Origin of the sequence: Pseudomonas sp. WS 5503 (assembly GCF_012985385.1) — a bacterium.
GTDB lineage: Bacteria > Pseudomonadota > Gammaproteobacteria > Pseudomonadales > Pseudomonadaceae > Aquipseudomonas > Aquipseudomonas paracarnis.
Map to the genome: position 1 here is coordinate 480,230 of NZ_JAAQWI010000004.1, position 15,077 is coordinate 495,306.

Consider the following 15,077-nt stretch of genomic DNA (forward strand, 5'->3'; position numbering starts at 1 on the left):
GGTGCTTCGCGAGCAAGCTCGCTCCTACAAAAGAAGCGTCAGAGCCGAATATCCTGGGGGCCGCGGATCAGCGCTTCGATCCGGGTGCCTGTGGCGCGCTCTTCGTTGCTGAAGCCGTCGTAGTCGGCCAGGTTGGCGAAGCGGATACCGGTCAATTGTTCGATCGCAATCACACTGCGCTGGTAGGTTCGAAGCGGGCCGAATACCAGGTCGAGTTGGCCCAGTTCGCGGCTCTGGTCAATCATGTAGGCGCTGGCGGACGGCTTGCCATCGTCGCTGAGGTAGGCCACTACTTTCCAGAACGCCTTGGGGATTTTCACGCCACGGTACAGTCGGTCGTCATCGGCGAACACTGGCCCGGTAAACACCGTGGCTCGGGCTTTCCAGCGCTGGGTGTTGTCGAGAATGTAGTCTTCGAGCTCCAGCCAGGTCTTCTGGTTGAAGCCGCTCATCTGTGGCGAGCAGTTGGTGAAGTGAAAGGTGTCGAAGTTGGCGGTGTTGGCCTCGTCGCCCCAGTTGGGGTCCTGGCGCCGCACCAGGTGGCCGCGGTCCAGGCCATTGCCGGCATAAAGGTCTTCACCTACCTGCGCATCCAGGGGCAGGCGACCATCGTAGGCCCAGGTGTCGTTGCTGCGCGTGATGTCCACATGCTTGGCGCCATCGATATTCACCCCCACGTACAGCGCCAGTCGTCGAGCGCGCGACATGGTGATGGAGAAATGCGTGTAGTCCAGGCGCTTGGGTTGCACATCGCCCGCCAGTGGCTGGTCAACCGTGGGCCATGGCACCACGAAGTCGCTGAGGAAGTCGTCGGCATAGCCAGCGCGGTTTTTGAGGTCCTTGGCCGCTGTGACGCGCGGCGTTGCGGCTCTGGCTTCCAGCAGGGTGGGGCTGGCCGCGACCAATGGGCGCAGGTCGGCAAGCCTTGGGCGGTGGGAAAGGTCGATGTTGGCTGCGCGGGCGGGCATGGGCATGTTCCTTATGGGCCTGGGATAAACACCACTGAAACACAAAACCATGACAATTTGGCCCAGGTGGCTAACTCAGGACTATCCTGAAAACCGTTACCCGGACGTTCATCACACGCCAAAAAGGAGCCAGCTCATGTGTGTTCGCCAACCGCGCAACCCGATTTTTTGCCTGATCCCGCCGTACATGCTCGACCAGATCGCCCGCCACGGCGACAAAGCCCAACGGGAAGTCGCATTACGCACGCGTGCCAAGGACAGCACGTTCCGCTCGTTGCGCATGGTCGCGGTACCCGCCAAGGGCCCGGCCCGCATGGCACTGGCCGTGGGCGCCGAGAAGCAACGCTCGATCTACAGCGCCGAAAACACCGACAGCCTGCCCGGCAAGCTGATTCGCGGTGAAGGGCAGCCCGCCAGTGGCGATGCCGCAGTAGACGAAGCCTATGACGGCCTGGGCGCGACGTTCGATTTTTTTGACCAGGTATTCGATCGCAATTCCATCGACGATGCGGGCATGGCGCTGGACGCCACGGTGCACTTCGGCCAGGACTACAACAATGCCTTCTGGAACTCGACCCAGATGGTGTTCGGCGATGGTGACCAGCAGTTGTTCAACCGCTTCACCGTGGCACTCGACGTTATTGGCCATGAATTGGCCCATGGCGTGACCGAGGATGAGGCCAAGCTGATGTACTTCAACCAGTCCGGTGCGCTGAACGAGTCGTTGTCGGATGTGTTTGGCTCGTTGATCAAGCAGTACGCGCTGAAGCAAACGGCCAAGGACGCCGACTGGTTGATCGGCAAGGGGCTGTTTACCAAAAAGATCAAGGGCACGGCGCTGCGCTCGATGAAGGCGCCAGGCACTGCGTTTGATGACAAGCTGCTGGGCAAAGACCCACAGCCTGGGCACATGGATGATTTTGTGCAAACTTACGAGGACAATGGTGGGGTGCATATCAATTCCGGCATTCCCAACCACGCGTTCTATCAGGTGGCCACCCGGATTGGCGGGTTCGCCTGGGAGCGTGCCGGGCGTATCTGGTATGACGCACTGCGCGATTCGCGGCTGCGGCCCAATTCCGGGTTTTTGCGTTTTGCGCGCATTACCCACGATATTGCCGGTCAGCTTTATGGTGTGAACAAAGCTGAGCACAAGGCAGTCAAGGAAGGCTGGAAAGCGGTAGGTATAAACGTTTGACGAAGCCGCCTGCGCGGCGAGGAACAGCCATGCGAATTTCAATCAAGGAAAGCGGCGGACCGGCGTTTTTTCCAGGGTTGGCCAAGCCGCGCACGGTAGAGTTGGACGCGTTGCCCGAGCCCGACCAGCAGGAGTTGCGGCAACTGATTGAAGCGTGCGATTTTTTCCAGTTGCCGCAAAGCACCGATCCCGAGCCTGGCAACCCAGGCCGAGTGCATTACACCCTGACAGTAGCGGAGGGCGAGCGCGAGCACACAGTCTGTGTACTCGCGCCGGTGAATCCCCCGGCACTGGACGGTTTGGTGCAGTGCGTGCGACGGCATATTAATTGTTGAAGCGCCAATGCTGGCAGGCTACTTACGATCCAGCCATACCGTCTGCGCATTGCAGAACTCGCGTACGCCGAAGTGCGACAGCTCGCGGCCGAACCCGCTTTTCTTCACGCCGCCAAATGCCACCCGCGGGTCTGAGACGCTGAACGCGTTGACAAAGACCCCGCCGGTTTCCAACTGATCGGCAATCGCCCGCGCCTTTGCGGAATCGGCCGTGAAGATGCTCGCGGTCAGGCCAAACTCGCTGTCATTGGCCAGCGCCACGGCGTGCTCGGCGTCGCGGGCGGTGATGATCGAGGCCACGGGGCCGAAGAGTTCCTGTTTGAACGACGTCATGTGGTCGGTGACGTCGGCCAGGATGGTCGGTTCATAGTAATTGCCCGCGCCCGCGACTTTATGGCCGCCCAGCAGCAGCGTGGCGCCTTCTTCCAGGGTCGCCTGGACCTGGCCGTGCAGTTCGTCACGCAGATCAAAGCGCGCCATGGGGCCGATATAGGTGGTGTCGGAGGTGGGCTCGCCCATCACCAGGGCGCGGCTGGCTTCAAGGAACTTGGCGGTGAAGGCTTCAACCACTCCCGCTTCGATGATCAAGCGCTTGGCGGCGGCGCAGACTTGGCCGCTGTTCTGGAAACGGCCGATCACGGCGGCTTGTACGGCAGCGTCGAGGTCGGCGTCGTTGAGCACGATAAACGGGTCGGAGCCGCCCAGTTCCAGCACGCATTTCTTCAATGCGGCCCCGGCCTGTGAGCCGATGGCGATGCCGGCGCGCACGCTGCCGGTGAGCGTCACGGCGGCGATGCGTGGGTCGGCGATGGCGGTGGACACGCCATCTTGGGTCACGTTGATGACTTCAAACACGCCTTTGGCAAAACCGGCTTTGCGCAATGCTTGCTGGATCAGGTAGGCGCTGCCCATCACGTTGGGCGCATGTTTGAGCACGTAGGTGTTGCCGGCGAGCAGGGTCGGCACTGCACCACGCAGCACTTGCCACACCGGGAAATTCCACGGCATTACCGCGAGGATCGGGCCCAGTGGGCGGTATTCGATCCGGGCGCTGCCGTTGTCCACCAGGGTGGGCTCCGGGGCGAGCATGGCCGGGCCGTGGGCGGCGTACCATTCGCTCAGTTGCGCGCATTTTTCGATTTCGGCGCGGGCCTGGGCGATGGGTTTGCCCATTTCCAGGGTGATCATTTGCGCCATGTCTTCAGCTTGCTCACGCAGGGCGGCAGCCAGGGCCAGCAGGTATTCGGCGCGCTGGCTCACAGGCGTGCGGCGCCAGGTGCGGAAGGCATCGGTCGAGCGGGCGAGGGCGGCGTTCAGTTGTTCTGCGCTTTCGTAGGGGTAGTTGCCGACTGTTTCGCCGTTGGCGGGGTTGATCGACAGGGCGTGGGTCTGGTGGGAGATAACATTGTTCATGGCACCGTCCGGCTGAATGAGTGGAATAGGGCCAGCGTACGGTGTTGTATGTTTTCTGGAAACTGAATAATAATAAGTAATATGTTCTCAATTCGAGAATGTTAGATCGTCCCCACGCTCTGCGTGGGAATGCATCCCATGACGCTCCGCGTCAAAGACCTATGCGCCAACGATCGGATGCGGAGCGTCCGAGGCAGCGTTCCCACGCAGAGCGTGGGAACGATCATGTACATGATTGGAGAATGATTTGGATCTGGTGCAGCTGGAAATCTTCAAGGCCGTTGCCGAGCAAGGCAGCATCAGCGCTGCCGCCCAGTTGATTCATCGGGTGCCGTCGAACCTCACCACGCGCATCAAGCAACTGGAGCAGGATTTGGGCGTGGAGTTGTTTATCCGCGAGAAGAGCCGCTTGCGGTTGTCCCCGGCCGGGTGGAATTTCCTCGGCTATACGCGGCGTATTCTCGATCTGGTGCAGGAAGCTCGCGCCACGGTGGCGGGGGAGGAGCCCCAGGGCGCGTTTGCCCTGGGCTCGCTGGAGAGCACGGCGGCGGTGCGTATCCCGGCATTATTGGCGGCGTATAACCAGCAATACACCAAGGTCGAGCTGGACCTGAGCACGGGCCCCTCGGGCACCATGATCGAAGGCGTGCTGTCGGGTCGGTTGACGGCGGCCTTTGTCGACGGGCCGGTGCTGCATTCCACGCTGGAGGGTGTGGCGGTGTTCGAGGAAGAGATGGTGGTGATTGCGCCGCTGCATCACGCGCCGATCACCCGCGGCCAGGATGTGAATGGCGAGAACATCTATACGTTTCGTTCCAACTGCTCGTACCGGCATCACTTCGAACGCTGGTTCTCACAGGATGGCGCGGTGCCCGGCAGGATCTTCGAGATCGAGTCGTACCACGGCATGTTGGCCTGTGTCAGCGCCGGGGCCGGGCTGGCGCTGATGCCGCGCAGTATGCTGGAGAGTATGCCGGGGTGTGCGGCGGTGAGCGTGTGGCCGCTGCCCGACACGTTCCGTATCTTGAATACCTGGCTGATCTGGCGGCGGGGCACGGTGTCGCAGAGTTTGAACAGTTTCGTAAAACTGCTGCAAGAACGCGGGTTTTGTAGGAGCGAGCTTGCTCGCGAAGACCGTTAACGATAACGCGGGCATTCTGGATGAACGCGGTGTCTTTGGGTTTTTCGCGAGCAAGCTCGCTCCTACAGGAGAGCGGGTCAGCCACCAAATTGCAGGGTGCCCATGGCCAGTTTGGCCATGATTGCCGTGGCGCCCAGTTGTACCAGCCATAACGCCAACCCACCGAGGAATACTCCCAGCGCTACCTGCAGCACCAAGCTCTTCTGCCGCTTGGCTTGCGGTGCGCGTGGGGCGTAGTCGTGCAGTTCGTCGCGGTCGGCGCGCAGATCCAGGTCGTCGTTTCTCATAAAGCTCTCACAGCAAGGGGCAGTCGGTGTTCAGTCTAGTGCGTTCGCCAATAAAAAGGGGGAAGCCATTGGCTTCCCCCTTCGTATAACGTGTGTCCGCTTACAGCACTTGGACAATCGCCTTGGTCACTGCACCAATGTTCGACTGGTTCAGCGCCGCCACACAGATGCGACCGGTATCCAGTGCATAGATCCCGAATTCGGTGCGCAGGCGGGTGACTTGCTCAACGGTCAGGCCGGAGTAGGAGAACATCCCACGCTGGCGGCCGACGAAGCTGAAGTCATGGCCTGGAGCAGCCTTGGCCAGTTCGGCCACCATCTGCTCGCGCATGCCACGGATGCGCAGGCGCATCTCGGCCAGTTCGGCTTCCCACTGGGCGCGCAGTTCCGGGTTGTTGAGTACGGCGGCGACGATGGCTGCGCCGTGGGTCGGCGGGTTGGAGTAGTTGGTGCGGATCACACGCTTGACCTGGGACAGGATGCGCGCGCTTTCTTCCTTGGACTCGCTGACGATCGACAGCGCGCCTACGCGTTCGCCATACAGCGAGAACGACTTGGAGAACGAGCTGGATACAAAGAAGGTCAGGCCCGACTCAGCGAACAGGCGCACCGCGGCGGCGTCTTCGTGGATGCCATCGCCGAAGCCCTGGTAGGCCATGTCGAGGAACGGCACCAGGTTCTTGGCCTTGACCACGTCCAGCACGTTTTGCCAGTCGGCCGGGCTGAGGTCGACGCCGGTCGGGTTATGGCAGCAAGCGTGCAGCACCACGATGGACTGTGGCGGCAGGGCGTTGAGGTCTTCGAGCAGGCCGGCACGGTTCACGTCGTGGGTGGCGGCGTCGTAGTAGCGGTAGGTCTGCACCGGGAAACCGGCTTTTTCAAACAGCGCCTGGTGGTTTTCCCAGCTTGGGTCGCTGATGGCGACGACGGCGTTGGGCAGCAGTTGCTTGAGGAAGTCGGCGCCGATTTTCAGCGCGCCAGTGCCGCCCACGGCCTGGGCGGTAATCACACGGCCTGCGCTCAACAGTGGCGACTCAGCGCCAAACAGCAGCTTTTGCACAGCCTGGTCGTACGCCACGATGCCGTCGATTGGCAAGTAGCCACGGGCGGCATGTTGCGCCACACGAATGGCTTCCGCTTCGGCAACGGCACGCAAGAGTGGAATCTTCCCCTCCTCGTTGCAGTAAACGCCTACGCCAAGGTTCACCTTGGTGGTTCGTGTGTCGGCGTTGAATGCTTCGTTGAGGCCCAGGATTGGATCGCGTGGTGCCATTTCGACAGCGGAGAACAGGCTCATTTTTGCGGCAGCTCTATGGGGGGTAGGAGGGACGTGTCGCGCTCCAGCCGAATGCACTAGAGCGGTGCACAAACGGGGAGCTAGTATAGAGGCCATCACGGCTGAGAGCGACAACGGAAACGGCTTTTCGGCCAAGTTTTTCGGTTTATTTGCTGACCGTTAGTCTTATTGCAACATTGACGATAAAGGTCGTGTAGGAAGACGGCCTTGAAACCCGTCACATTCGACACCACTTCTACAGCTATCATGGTTTTTTCCTGCAACCTGCGATGATTATTCGCGGGTTGCTGAGCTATTTCGTCCCTGGCGGTGTCGAGTCTGGGGTGACTTCACGAGGTACGTTATGTCGGATTTCCAGCTCGTTACCCGTTTTGAACCCGCCGGCGATCAACCGGAAGCCATTCGTCAGATGGTCGAAGGCATCGAGGCCGGCCTGGCGCACCAGACGCTGCTTGGGGTGACCGGTTCCGGCAAGACCTTCAGCATCGCCAACGTGATCGCCCAGACCAATCGCCCGACCCTGGTGCTGGCGCCGAACAAGACCCTGGCGGCGCAGCTCTACGGCGAGTTCAAGGCGTTCTTCCCCAACAACGCGGTGGAGTACTTCGTTTCCTACTACGACTACTACCAGCCCGAAGCCTATGTGCCATCCTCCGATACCTTCATCGAGAAGGATGCGTCGATCAACGACCACATCGAGCAGATGCGCCTGTCGGCGACCAAGGCGTTGCTGGAGCGCAAGGACGCGATCATCGTCACCACGGTGTCGTGCATCTATGGTCTGGGTAGCCCGGAAACCTATTTGAAGATGGTGCTGCACGTCGATCGCGGCGACAAACTCGACCAGCGCGAACTGTTGCGCCGCCTGGCGAGCCTGCAGTACACCCGTAACGACATGGATTTTGCCCGCGCCACCTTCCGGGTGCGCGGCGATGTGATCGACATCTACCCGGCCGAATCCGACCTGGAAGCGATCCGCATCGAGCTGTTCGATGATGAAGTTGAAAGCCTGTCGGCCTTCGACCCATTGACCGGCGAGGTGATCCGCAAGCTGCCGCGCTTCACCTTCTACCCCAAAAGTCACTACGTGACCCCACGCGAAACCTTGATGGGCGCCATCGAGGGCATCAAGGTCGAGCTGGCCGAGCGCCTGGAATACCTGCGTTCCAACAATAAGCTGGTGGAAGCCCAGCGCCTGGAGCAACGCACCCGCTTCGACCTGGAGATGATCCTGGAGCTGGGCTACTGCAACGGCATCGAAAACTACTCACGCTACCTGTCGGGCCGTGACTCCGGGGCGCCGCCACCGACCCTCTATGACTACCTGCCGCCGGACGCCTTGCTGGTGATCGACGAATCCCACGTCAGCGTGCCGCAGGTGGGGGCCATGTACAAGGGCGACCGCTCACGTAAGGAAACCCTGGTGGAGTACGGCTTCCGCCTGCCGTCGGCGCTGGACAACCGACCAATGCGCTTTGACGAGTGGGAAGCCATCAGCCCGCAGACCATCTTCGTCTCCGCTACGCCCGGCAATTATGAAGCCGAGCACGCGGGCCGCGTCATCGAGCAACTGGTACGTCCCACTGGCCTCGTGGACCCGGAAATCGAAATTCGCCCGGCGCTGACCCAGGTCGACGACTTGCTCTCGGAAATCAACAAGCGCGTGGCCCTGGAAGAGCGGGTGCTGGTCACCACCCTGACCAAGCGCATGTCCGAAGATTTGACTGATTACCTGGCCGACCACGGCGTGCGTGTGCGTTACCTGCACTCGGACATCGACACCGTAGAACGCGTGGAAATCATCCGCGACCTGCGCCTGGGCACCTTCGATGTGCTGGTGGGGATCAACCTGCTGCGTGAAGGCCTGGACATGCCGGAAGTGTCGCTGGTGGCGATCCTGGATGCGGACAAGGAGGGCTTCCTGCGCTCCGAACGCTCGTTGATCCAGACCATCGGCCGAGCGGCGCGTAACCTCAATGGACGGGCGATCCTGTATGCGGACCGCATCACCGGTTCCATGGAGCGTGCGATTGGCGAGACCCAGCGTCGTCGCGACAAGCAGATCGCGTTCAACCTGGAACACGGCATTACCCCCAAAGGTGTGTTCAAGGACGTTGCCGACATCATGGAAGGCGCCACCGTGCCGGGCTCGCGCAGCAAGAAGCGCAAGGGCATGGCCAAGGCCGCCGAGGAGAGCGCCAAGTACGAAAACGAACTGCGCTCACCGAGTGAGATCACCAAGCGGATTCGACAGCTGGAAGAGAAGATGTACCAGTTGGCGCGGGATCTGGAGTTTGAGGCGGCGGCGCAGACGCGGGATGAGATTGGCAAGTTGCGTGAGCGCCTGCTGGCTGTTTGATTTGCGTTGATTGGGCTGGCCCCATCGCGTGTAAGCCCGGCTCCCACATTGATCTGTGAATGCGGTCAAAATGTGGGAGCTGGCTTGCCTGCGATGGCCGCGCCTCGGTTTTCCAGATATCCCCCAGGCTGTTACCATTCGCCCCTTGTTTCAATTTTCAGTTTTATCGCCCATTCGAGACCTGCCATGACCACCGTCCGCACGCGCATTGCGCCATCGCCTACTGGGGATCCCCACGTCGGTACTGCTTACATCGCCCTGTTCAACTACTGCTTTGCCAAGCAGCATGGTGGTGAATTCATCCTGCGGATCGAAGATACCGATCAACTGCGTTCCACCCGTGAGTCGGAACAGCAGATTTTCGATGCCTTGCGCTGGTTGGGCATTACCTGGGCTGAAGGCCCGGATGTCGGCGGCCCGCATGGCCCGTATCGCCAGAGCGAGCGCAGCGACATCTACAAGCAATACACCCAGCAACTGGTTGACATGGGCCATGCCTTCCCGTGCTTCTGCACCGCCGAAGAACTGGACCAGATGCGCGCCGAGCAGCAGGCCCGTGGCGAGACCCCGCGTTACGATGGTCGTGCGTTGCTGTTGTCCAAGGAAGAAGTGGCTGCGCGCCTGGCCGCCGGTGAGCCTCACGTCATTCGTATGAAAGTGCCAAGCGAAGGCGTTTGCGTGGTGCCGGACATGCTGCGCGGTGACGTCGAGATCCCGTGGGACCGCATGGATATGCAGGTGCTGATGAAGACCGACGGCTTGCCGACGTACTTCCTGGCGAACGTGGTCGATGACCACCTGATGGGCATCACCCATGTGCTGCGCGGCGAAGAGTGGCTGCCATCGGCGCCGAAACTGATCCTGCTGTACGAATACTTCGGCTGGGAGCAACCGCAGCTGTGCTACATGCCGCTGCTGCGTAACCCGGACAAGAGCAAGCTGTCCAAGCGCAAGAACCCCACGTCGGTGACCTTCTACGAGCGCATGGGCTTCATGCCCGAGGCGATGCTCAACTACCTGGGCCGCATGGGCTGGTCGATGCCGGACGAGCGCGAGAAGTTCTCGTTGCAGGAAATGGTCGACAACTTCGACCTGTCCCGCGTCTCCCTCGGCGGCCCGATCTTCGATATCGAGAAGCTTTCGTGGCTCAACGGCCAGTGGCTGCGTGACCTGCCGGTGCAAGAGTTCGCCAGCCGTGTGCAGCAGTGGGCGTTGAACCCCGAGTACATGATGAAGATAGCGCCACTGGTGCAGGGCAGGGTAGAGACGTTCAGCCAGGTCGCGCCCTTGGCCAGTTTCTTCTTTGCTGGCGGCGTGAATCCCGATCCCAAGCTGTTCGAGTCCAAGAAGCTTTCCGGTGACCAGGTTCGCCAGCTGATGCAGTTGATCCTGTGGAAGCTTGAAAGCCTGCGTCAGTGGGAGAAGGATGCGATCACCGCGACCATCCAGGCGGTGGTGGAATCCCTTGAGCTGAAACTGCGCGATGCCATGCCGCTGATGTTTGCCGCCATCACCGGGCAGGCCAGTTCGGTGTCGGTGCTTGATGCGATGGAAATTCTCGGCCCGGACCTGACCCGTTTCCGTCTGCGCCAAGCCCTTGATTTGCTTGGTGGTGTGTCGAAGAAAGAAAACAAGGAATGGGAAAAGCTGCTGGGCGCTATCGCCTAAGCAGGCCGCTTAGGGCACGAAACCCCGGCTTTCCGGGGTTTCGTCGGTAAGTGATTGTTATCCCGGCAAAAAATTTTGGAAATTGTTGAAAATAAATTTGACACGTTTCAAAACCACCATTAAGATTCGCCCCGTCCTCACCGATGAGGGGCTATAGCTCAGCTGGGAGAGCGCTTGCATGGCATGCAAGAGGTCAACGGTTCGATCCCGTTTAGCTCCACCAATTTACAGGTTCAAGGTTCCGGCCACACCGTCCTTGAATTGATCAGGTCTAAGCTCTGATCAGATGTACAGAAGGTTTTGTCCCCTTCGTCTAGTGGCCTAGGACACCGCCCTTTCACGGCGGTAACAGGGGTTCGAGTCCCCTAGGGGACGCCAGTTTCAACAAGCAGCTCGAAAGGTCTGCTGCGTCGCGAGACGAAAAATCCGGGGCTATAGCTCAGCTGGGAGAGCGCTTGCATGGCATGCAAGAGGTCAACGGTTCGATCCCGTTTAGCTCCACCAATTTTACAGGTTCAAGGTTCCGGCCACACCGTCCTTGAATCGATCAGTTCTCAGCGCTGATCTGTTGTATAGAAGGTTTGTGTCCCCTTCGTCTAGTGGCCTAGGACACCGCCCTTTCACGGCGGTAACAGGGGTTCGAGTCCCCTAGGGGACGCCACGATTACCCGCTCTGCGGGATTTTTAAGGGTCATTCAATTATTGAATGGCCCTTTTGTTTGTCTGGCGTTTAGCCAATTCCCTCCTTTATTACCCATTTTTCTGTTCTGACCGGCGGTCGTGCTTATCGCTTGCCAAATATTATTATGGTAATAATATTCAACCCATGAAAGACGGAGGCTTCGATGAGCGATAAAAAAGCGCAAACCCGCGAACGTATTTTGCAGGCTGCCAGCGCGGCGTTGATCCAGCGTGGCCCGGCTGAGCCCAGTGTGGGCGAAGTGATGGGGGCGGCGGGGCTGACGGTCGGCGGCTTCTATGCGCACTTTGAAAGCAAGGATGCGCTGATGCTGGAAGCGTTCAGCCAGTTGCTGGCGCAGCGTCGCGCCTCCATCGATGACTTGGACGAACAACTGACCGGCGAAGAGCGGCGCACGTTGGTCGCCGCGTTTTATCTGTCGCGAAAGCACCGCGACTCCACGACCCAGGCCTGCCCGTTGCCCGCGACGGTGGGGGAGATGGGCCGCTTGCCGGACGCTTTTCGCGAGGTTTTGAACGAGCACGTCGAGTTGATGGTCGCGCAATTGGCCGGCAGCCCCGAAGACATCGACAAGGCCCTGGCGGACATGGCCTTGATGGTAGGGGGGCTGACCCTGGCGCGGGCACTCGGGCCCGGCGAGTTATCAGATCGGGTGATACGTGCGGCCAAGTCGGCGGTACGCTGAAAAAGGGGATGCAAGATGGGCGCATTGACCTGGGTTCGTGGTTTCAATGGCACGGTGGGGCGCCTTGCGCCGCATGCTGTCGCCAGCAAGATGCGTCGCACCTTCATGACCCCGCGCGATCTGCCGCCGCGTGACTGGGAGTTGCCGCTGTTGGCCCAGTCAGAGCGCATCACTCTGCGTTTCGGCCTGTCGGCATTGCGTTGGGGGCATGGCCCGGCGGTGCTGCTGATGCATGGCTGGGAAGGCCGCCCGACTCAATTCGCCAGTTTGATCACGGCGTTGGTCGACAACGGCTATTCGGTGATAGCCCTGGACGGTCCCGCCCACGGTCGTTCGCCAGGGCGTGAAGCCCATGTGCTGCTGTTTGCCCGCGCCATGCTTGAGGCAGCGGCCGAGCTGCCACCACTGTATGCGGTGGTCGGCCATTCCATGGGCGGCGCCAGTGCGATGTTGGCAGTGCAGTTGGGGTTGCGTACGCAGGCATTGGTCAGCATTGCCGCACCGTCGCGCTTTCTGGATGTGCTACGCGGGTTCACCCGCATGGTCGGCTTGCCGCCACGGGCGCGCTCAGCCTTTATCCAAGAGGTGGAGTTGAGCATGGGCATGCCGCTCAAGCATCTGGACGTGGCCCACTACCATCTGAACATTCCCGGCCTGATCGTGCACGCCGAAGACGACACCTTCGTTCCGGTCAGGGCGGCTCAAGCCATTCACGAAGCCTGGTTCGACAGCCGCCTGCTGCGCCTGGAGCAGGGTGGCCACCAGAAAGTGCTCGCCGACCCGCAGGTCATCGACGCTGTACTCGCCCTATTGGCCGGCTGCCGTCTACAGGAGCGCCAAAGCGCCTGATACACTGCCCCGCCGACATCAATCGACTGGAGCAAGGCATGGGCTGGGATTTGGCAACGCCGTTCATCATCGATCTGCAGGTTGCGGCTGAGGACATCGACGGCCTGGGGCACGCCAATAATGCGGTGTACGTCTCATGGCTGGAGCGTTGCGCCTGGCGCCATTCCCAGCGCCTGGGGCTGGACCTCACCGAATACCGCCGCCTGGACCGCGCCATGGCCGTGGTGCGCCATGAGATCGACTACTTGGCGGCAGGCTATGAGGGCGATGAGTTACAACTGGCCACCTGGATCGTCGATTGGGACCAACGCCTGAAAATGACCCGTCGTTTCCAGCTTGTGCGCCCCCGTGACGGCGCGACCCTGCTGCGTGCGCAAACAACCTTCGTATGTATTGAGTTGTCCAGCGGCAAGCCCAAGCGTATGCCCGCCGAGTTTATTGAAGGTTACGGCCCCGCCCTGACAGGGGGTTAACGGTTGCCGCAGGAAACCCAGTAAACTGCGCCACGATTTTTGTTGAGTGTTTTCCATGCAAATTGCTTTGGCGCCCATGGAGGGGTTGGTCGACAACATCCTGCGGGACGTGTTGACCCACGTGGGTGGTATCGACTGGTGCGTGACCGAGTTCATCCGGGTCAACGACCGCCTGCTCACACCTGCCTATTTCCACAAGCTCGCCCCGGAACTGCTGCACGGTGCGCACACCGCTGCGGGCGTGCCGTTGCGTGTGCAATTGCTGGGCTCCGACCCGGTTTGCCTGGCGGAGAACGCCGCCTTGGCCTGCGAGCTGGGTTCGCAAGTCATCGACCTGAACTTCGGCTGCCCAGCCAAGACCGTCAACAAGTCCCGCGGCGGTGCGGTGCTGCTCAAGGAGCCGGAGCTGCTCAACCAGATCGTCGAACATGTGCGCCGTGCCGTACCTGCCCATATCCCGGTGACCGCCAAGATGCGCCTGGGCTTCGACAGCCCGGATGGCGCGTTGGTGTGTGCAACGGCCCTGGCAGAAGGTGGTGCGGCGCATATCGTGGTACATGCGCGTACCAAAACCGATGGCTATAAGCCCCCCGCCCATTGGGAGTGGATCCCGCGTGTGCAAGACGTGGTGAAGGTGCCAGTGTTTGCCAATGGTGATATATGGAGTGTTGAAGATTGGCGGCGGTGCCGGGAAATCAGCGGCGTAGAAGACATCATGTTGGGGCGCGGCTTGGTCGCGCGGCCCGACCTGGCCCGGCAAATCGCTGCCGCGCGCGCTGGCGAAGAAGTAGTGGAGATGACCTGGGCGCAGATGCAACCCATGCTCCGCGAGTTCTGGCGTCAATCGGTAGCCCAGTTGACTGAAAAGCAGGCGCCGGGCCGTTTGAAGCAATGGCTGGCGATGTTGACGCGTAATTACCCGGAGGCGGTCGAGCTGTTTACGGCCCTGCGTCGTGAAACCGCATTGGAACAGGTTAGCCGCTTGCTTGGCATGCCTCACCCACAACCGGCAACGTTATGAGTTGTAACCCTTCAATGTCCGTTGATGGTGGGTACAACATTATTTGAGTCGGCGTCCTGTTTCAAAAAATGCCCCATATTGAGAGATATGGGGCATTTTTTTGTTTGTTGGGATTATCCATGGCTGAACTTGACGCCCTTTATAGAGCGCTCGCAGTTTGTTCTCACATAGGTTGAATGTTGCTCGGTAATAAACAGGCACGTTATAGGTTTTTTAAATTCAAAAGTTTCTCTGTGTAAGTTTATTTATAAATATATGTCTTCGGTTGCGTGGTTCTGGTTGTGTCTTATATGTTCGCGCGAAATATCAAAGTGGGCGGTTACGCGGCGTTTTGAATTGTATCGACAAGTTGCGTTTCAGGTGAGTTATTAATCTGTATTTCTGCCACGCACACGTGCGGGGGCGGCAAATCGAGGTGTTCTTTAAAAAGCACGAGGCAAAGTCTGAAAATTTGGTTTGGTTTCTTTATATGACGCGCGATTTTAGGAACTGGTCAGCGTTAACTCCCACAAATTAGCAGCTGTCAGGCAGTGCTGTTGCTTGCAGTTCATTAAGGGGCGGCCGCAAAAACTGAGTGCAACACCTCACCCTCCGGTAAGGTGCCGCCATGTCCTATACAGAACTCAGCGTCGAAGAACGCGCCACGATCCAGGTCGGGCAATATCAAGGTCTTAGTCAGCGCG

At 60.0% G+C, this 15,077-nt stretch carries 13 protein-coding genes and 4 tRNA genes; 13 read left to right on the forward strand and 4 right to left on the reverse strand.

The genetic code is table 11. From position 1 onward, the window contains the following. Positions 1-38: 38 nt before the first annotated feature. Complete coding sequence (locus HBO10_RS14120; RefSeq protein ID WP_034126224.1) at positions 39-968, reverse strand: DNA/RNA non-specific endonuclease; 930 nt, start codon at positions 966-968, stop codon at positions 39-41. Positions 969-1,104: 136 nt separating this feature from the next. Between HBO10_RS14120 and HBO10_RS14125 the strand changes: the two genes are divergently transcribed. Both HBO10_RS14125 and HBO10_RS14130 read left to right on the forward strand, forming a co-directional pair. After that, on the forward strand, positions 1,105-2,166 hold the full coding sequence (locus HBO10_RS14125; protein WP_034126225.1) for a M4 family metallopeptidase: 1,062 nt from the start codon (positions 1,105-1,107) through the stop codon (positions 2,164-2,166). 29 nt (positions 2,167-2,195) lie between these two features. Continuing rightward, positions 2,196-2,501: a protealysin inhibitor emfourin gene (locus HBO10_RS14130; RefSeq protein WP_034126226.1), complete on the forward strand. Its 306-nt coding sequence runs from the start codon at positions 2,196-2,198 to the stop codon at positions 2,499-2,501. 18 nt (positions 2,502-2,519) lie between these two features. Here HBO10_RS14130 and HBO10_RS14135 read toward each other — a convergent pair whose 3' ends face one another. After that, complete coding sequence (locus HBO10_RS14135) at positions 2,520-3,914, reverse strand: aldehyde dehydrogenase family protein (protein ID WP_034126227.1); 1,395 nt, start codon at positions 3,912-3,914, stop codon at positions 2,520-2,522. 247 nt (positions 3,915-4,161) lie between these two features. Between HBO10_RS14135 and HBO10_RS14140 the strand changes: the two genes are divergently transcribed. Next, positions 4,162-5,055: a LysR family transcriptional regulator gene (locus tag HBO10_RS14140; protein WP_057977606.1), complete on the forward strand. Its 894-nt coding sequence runs from the start codon at positions 4,162-4,164 to the stop codon at positions 5,053-5,055. A gap of 77 nt (positions 5,056-5,132) precedes the next feature. Here the strand turns inward: HBO10_RS14140 and HBO10_RS14145 are convergent, their stop codons facing one another. Continuing rightward, on the reverse strand, positions 5,133-5,342 hold the full coding sequence (locus HBO10_RS14145) for a hypothetical protein (protein WP_005789784.1): 210 nt from the start codon (positions 5,340-5,342) through the stop codon (positions 5,133-5,135). A gap of 100 nt (positions 5,343-5,442) precedes the next feature. Further along, the gene (locus HBO10_RS14150) at positions 5,443-6,639 is read right to left on the reverse strand and encodes an amino acid aminotransferase (RefSeq protein WP_034116881.1); all 1,197 of its coding nucleotides are present in this window, start codon (positions 6,637-6,639) and stop codon (positions 5,443-5,445) included. 343 nt (positions 6,640-6,982) lie between these two features. Here HBO10_RS14150 and uvrB point away from each other — a divergent pair, with 343 nt between their 5' ends. The 10 genes from uvrB to HBO10_RS14200 all read left to right on the forward strand — a co-directional run bounded on the left by uvrB (position 6,983) and on the right by HBO10_RS14200 (position 14,394). After that, a complete protein-coding gene (uvrB, locus tag HBO10_RS14155; protein WP_003192575.1) occupies positions 6,983-8,998 on the forward strand; it encodes an excinuclease ABC subunit UvrB in 2,016 nt (671 codons plus the stop codon). Between the two features lie 186 nt (positions 8,999-9,184). Next, entirely contained in the window at positions 9,185-10,666 is a 1,482-nt protein-coding gene (gene gltX / locus HBO10_RS14160) for a glutamate--tRNA ligase (protein ID WP_032896132.1), read from the forward strand. Between the two features lie 147 nt (positions 10,667-10,813). Further along, positions 10,814-10,889: transfer RNA gene (locus tag HBO10_RS14165), tRNA-Ala, on the forward strand. Between the two features lie 79 nt (positions 10,890-10,968). Next, positions 10,969-11,044: transfer RNA gene (locus HBO10_RS14170), tRNA-Glu, on the forward strand. Between the two features lie 50 nt (positions 11,045-11,094). After that, a tRNA-Ala gene (locus HBO10_RS14175) sits at positions 11,095-11,170 on the forward strand. An 81-nt stretch (positions 11,171-11,251) separates the two neighbouring features. Continuing rightward, positions 11,252-11,327 (forward strand) — tRNA-Glu (locus HBO10_RS14180). Positions 11,328-11,511: 184 nt separating this feature from the next. Continuing rightward, positions 11,512-12,051 (forward strand): TetR/AcrR family transcriptional regulator, encoded by a 540-nt coding sequence (locus tag HBO10_RS14185; protein ID WP_034126229.1) that lies wholly within the window; start codon positions 11,512-11,514, stop codon positions 12,049-12,051. A 15-nt stretch (positions 12,052-12,066) separates the two neighbouring features. Next, positions 12,067-12,900, forward strand: a complete 834-nt coding sequence (locus HBO10_RS14190) for an alpha/beta fold hydrolase (protein WP_034126230.1) — start codon at positions 12,067-12,069, stop codon at positions 12,898-12,900. A gap of 38 nt (positions 12,901-12,938) precedes the next feature. Continuing rightward, positions 12,939-13,373, forward strand: coding sequence for a thioesterase family protein (locus HBO10_RS14195; RefSeq protein WP_020300953.1), 435 nt, complete (start codon positions 12,939-12,941; stop codon positions 13,371-13,373). Positions 13,374-13,428: 55 nt separating this feature from the next. Next, positions 13,429-14,394 (forward strand): tRNA-dihydrouridine synthase, encoded by a 966-nt coding sequence (locus HBO10_RS14200; protein WP_034126231.1) that lies wholly within the window; start codon positions 13,429-13,431, stop codon positions 14,392-14,394. Positions 14,395-15,077 lie beyond the last annotated feature (683 nt).

Coding starts and splice junctions, on each gene's coding strand:
- HBO10_RS14120 (WP_034126224.1), bottom strand. CDS start 968: ATGCCCGCCCGCGCAGCCAACATCGACCTTTCCCACCGCCCAAGGCTT.
- HBO10_RS14195 (WP_020300953.1), top strand. CDS start 12,939: ATGGGCTGGGATTTGGCAACGCCGTTCATCATCGATCTGCAGGTTGCG.
- HBO10_RS14145 (WP_005789784.1), bottom strand. CDS start 5,342: ATGAGAAACGACGACCTGGATCTGCGCGCCGACCGCGACGAACTGCAC.
- HBO10_RS14200 (WP_034126231.1), top strand. CDS start 13,429: ATGCAAATTGCTTTGGCGCCCATGGAGGGGTTGGTCGACAACATCCTG.
- gltX (WP_032896132.1), top strand. CDS start 9,185: ATGACCACCGTCCGCACGCGCATTGCGCCATCGCCTACTGGGGATCCC.
- HBO10_RS14185 (WP_034126229.1), top strand. CDS start 11,512: ATGAGCGATAAAAAAGCGCAAACCCGCGAACGTATTTTGCAGGCTGCC.
- uvrB (WP_003192575.1), top strand. CDS start 6,983: ATGTCGGATTTCCAGCTCGTTACCCGTTTTGAACCCGCCGGCGATCAA.
- HBO10_RS14190 (WP_034126230.1), top strand. CDS start 12,067: ATGGGCGCATTGACCTGGGTTCGTGGTTTCAATGGCACGGTGGGGCGC.
- HBO10_RS14150 (WP_034116881.1), bottom strand. CDS start 6,639: ATGAGCCTGTTCTCCGCTGTCGAAATGGCACCACGCGATCCAATCCTG.
- HBO10_RS14125 (WP_034126225.1), top strand. CDS start 1,105: ATGTGTGTTCGCCAACCGCGCAACCCGATTTTTTGCCTGATCCCGCCG.
- HBO10_RS14135 (WP_034126227.1), bottom strand. CDS start 3,914: ATGAACAATGTTATCTCCCACCAGACCCACGCCCTGTCGATCAACCCC.
- HBO10_RS14130 (WP_034126226.1), top strand. CDS start 2,196: ATGCGAATTTCAATCAAGGAAAGCGGCGGACCGGCGTTTTTTCCAGGG.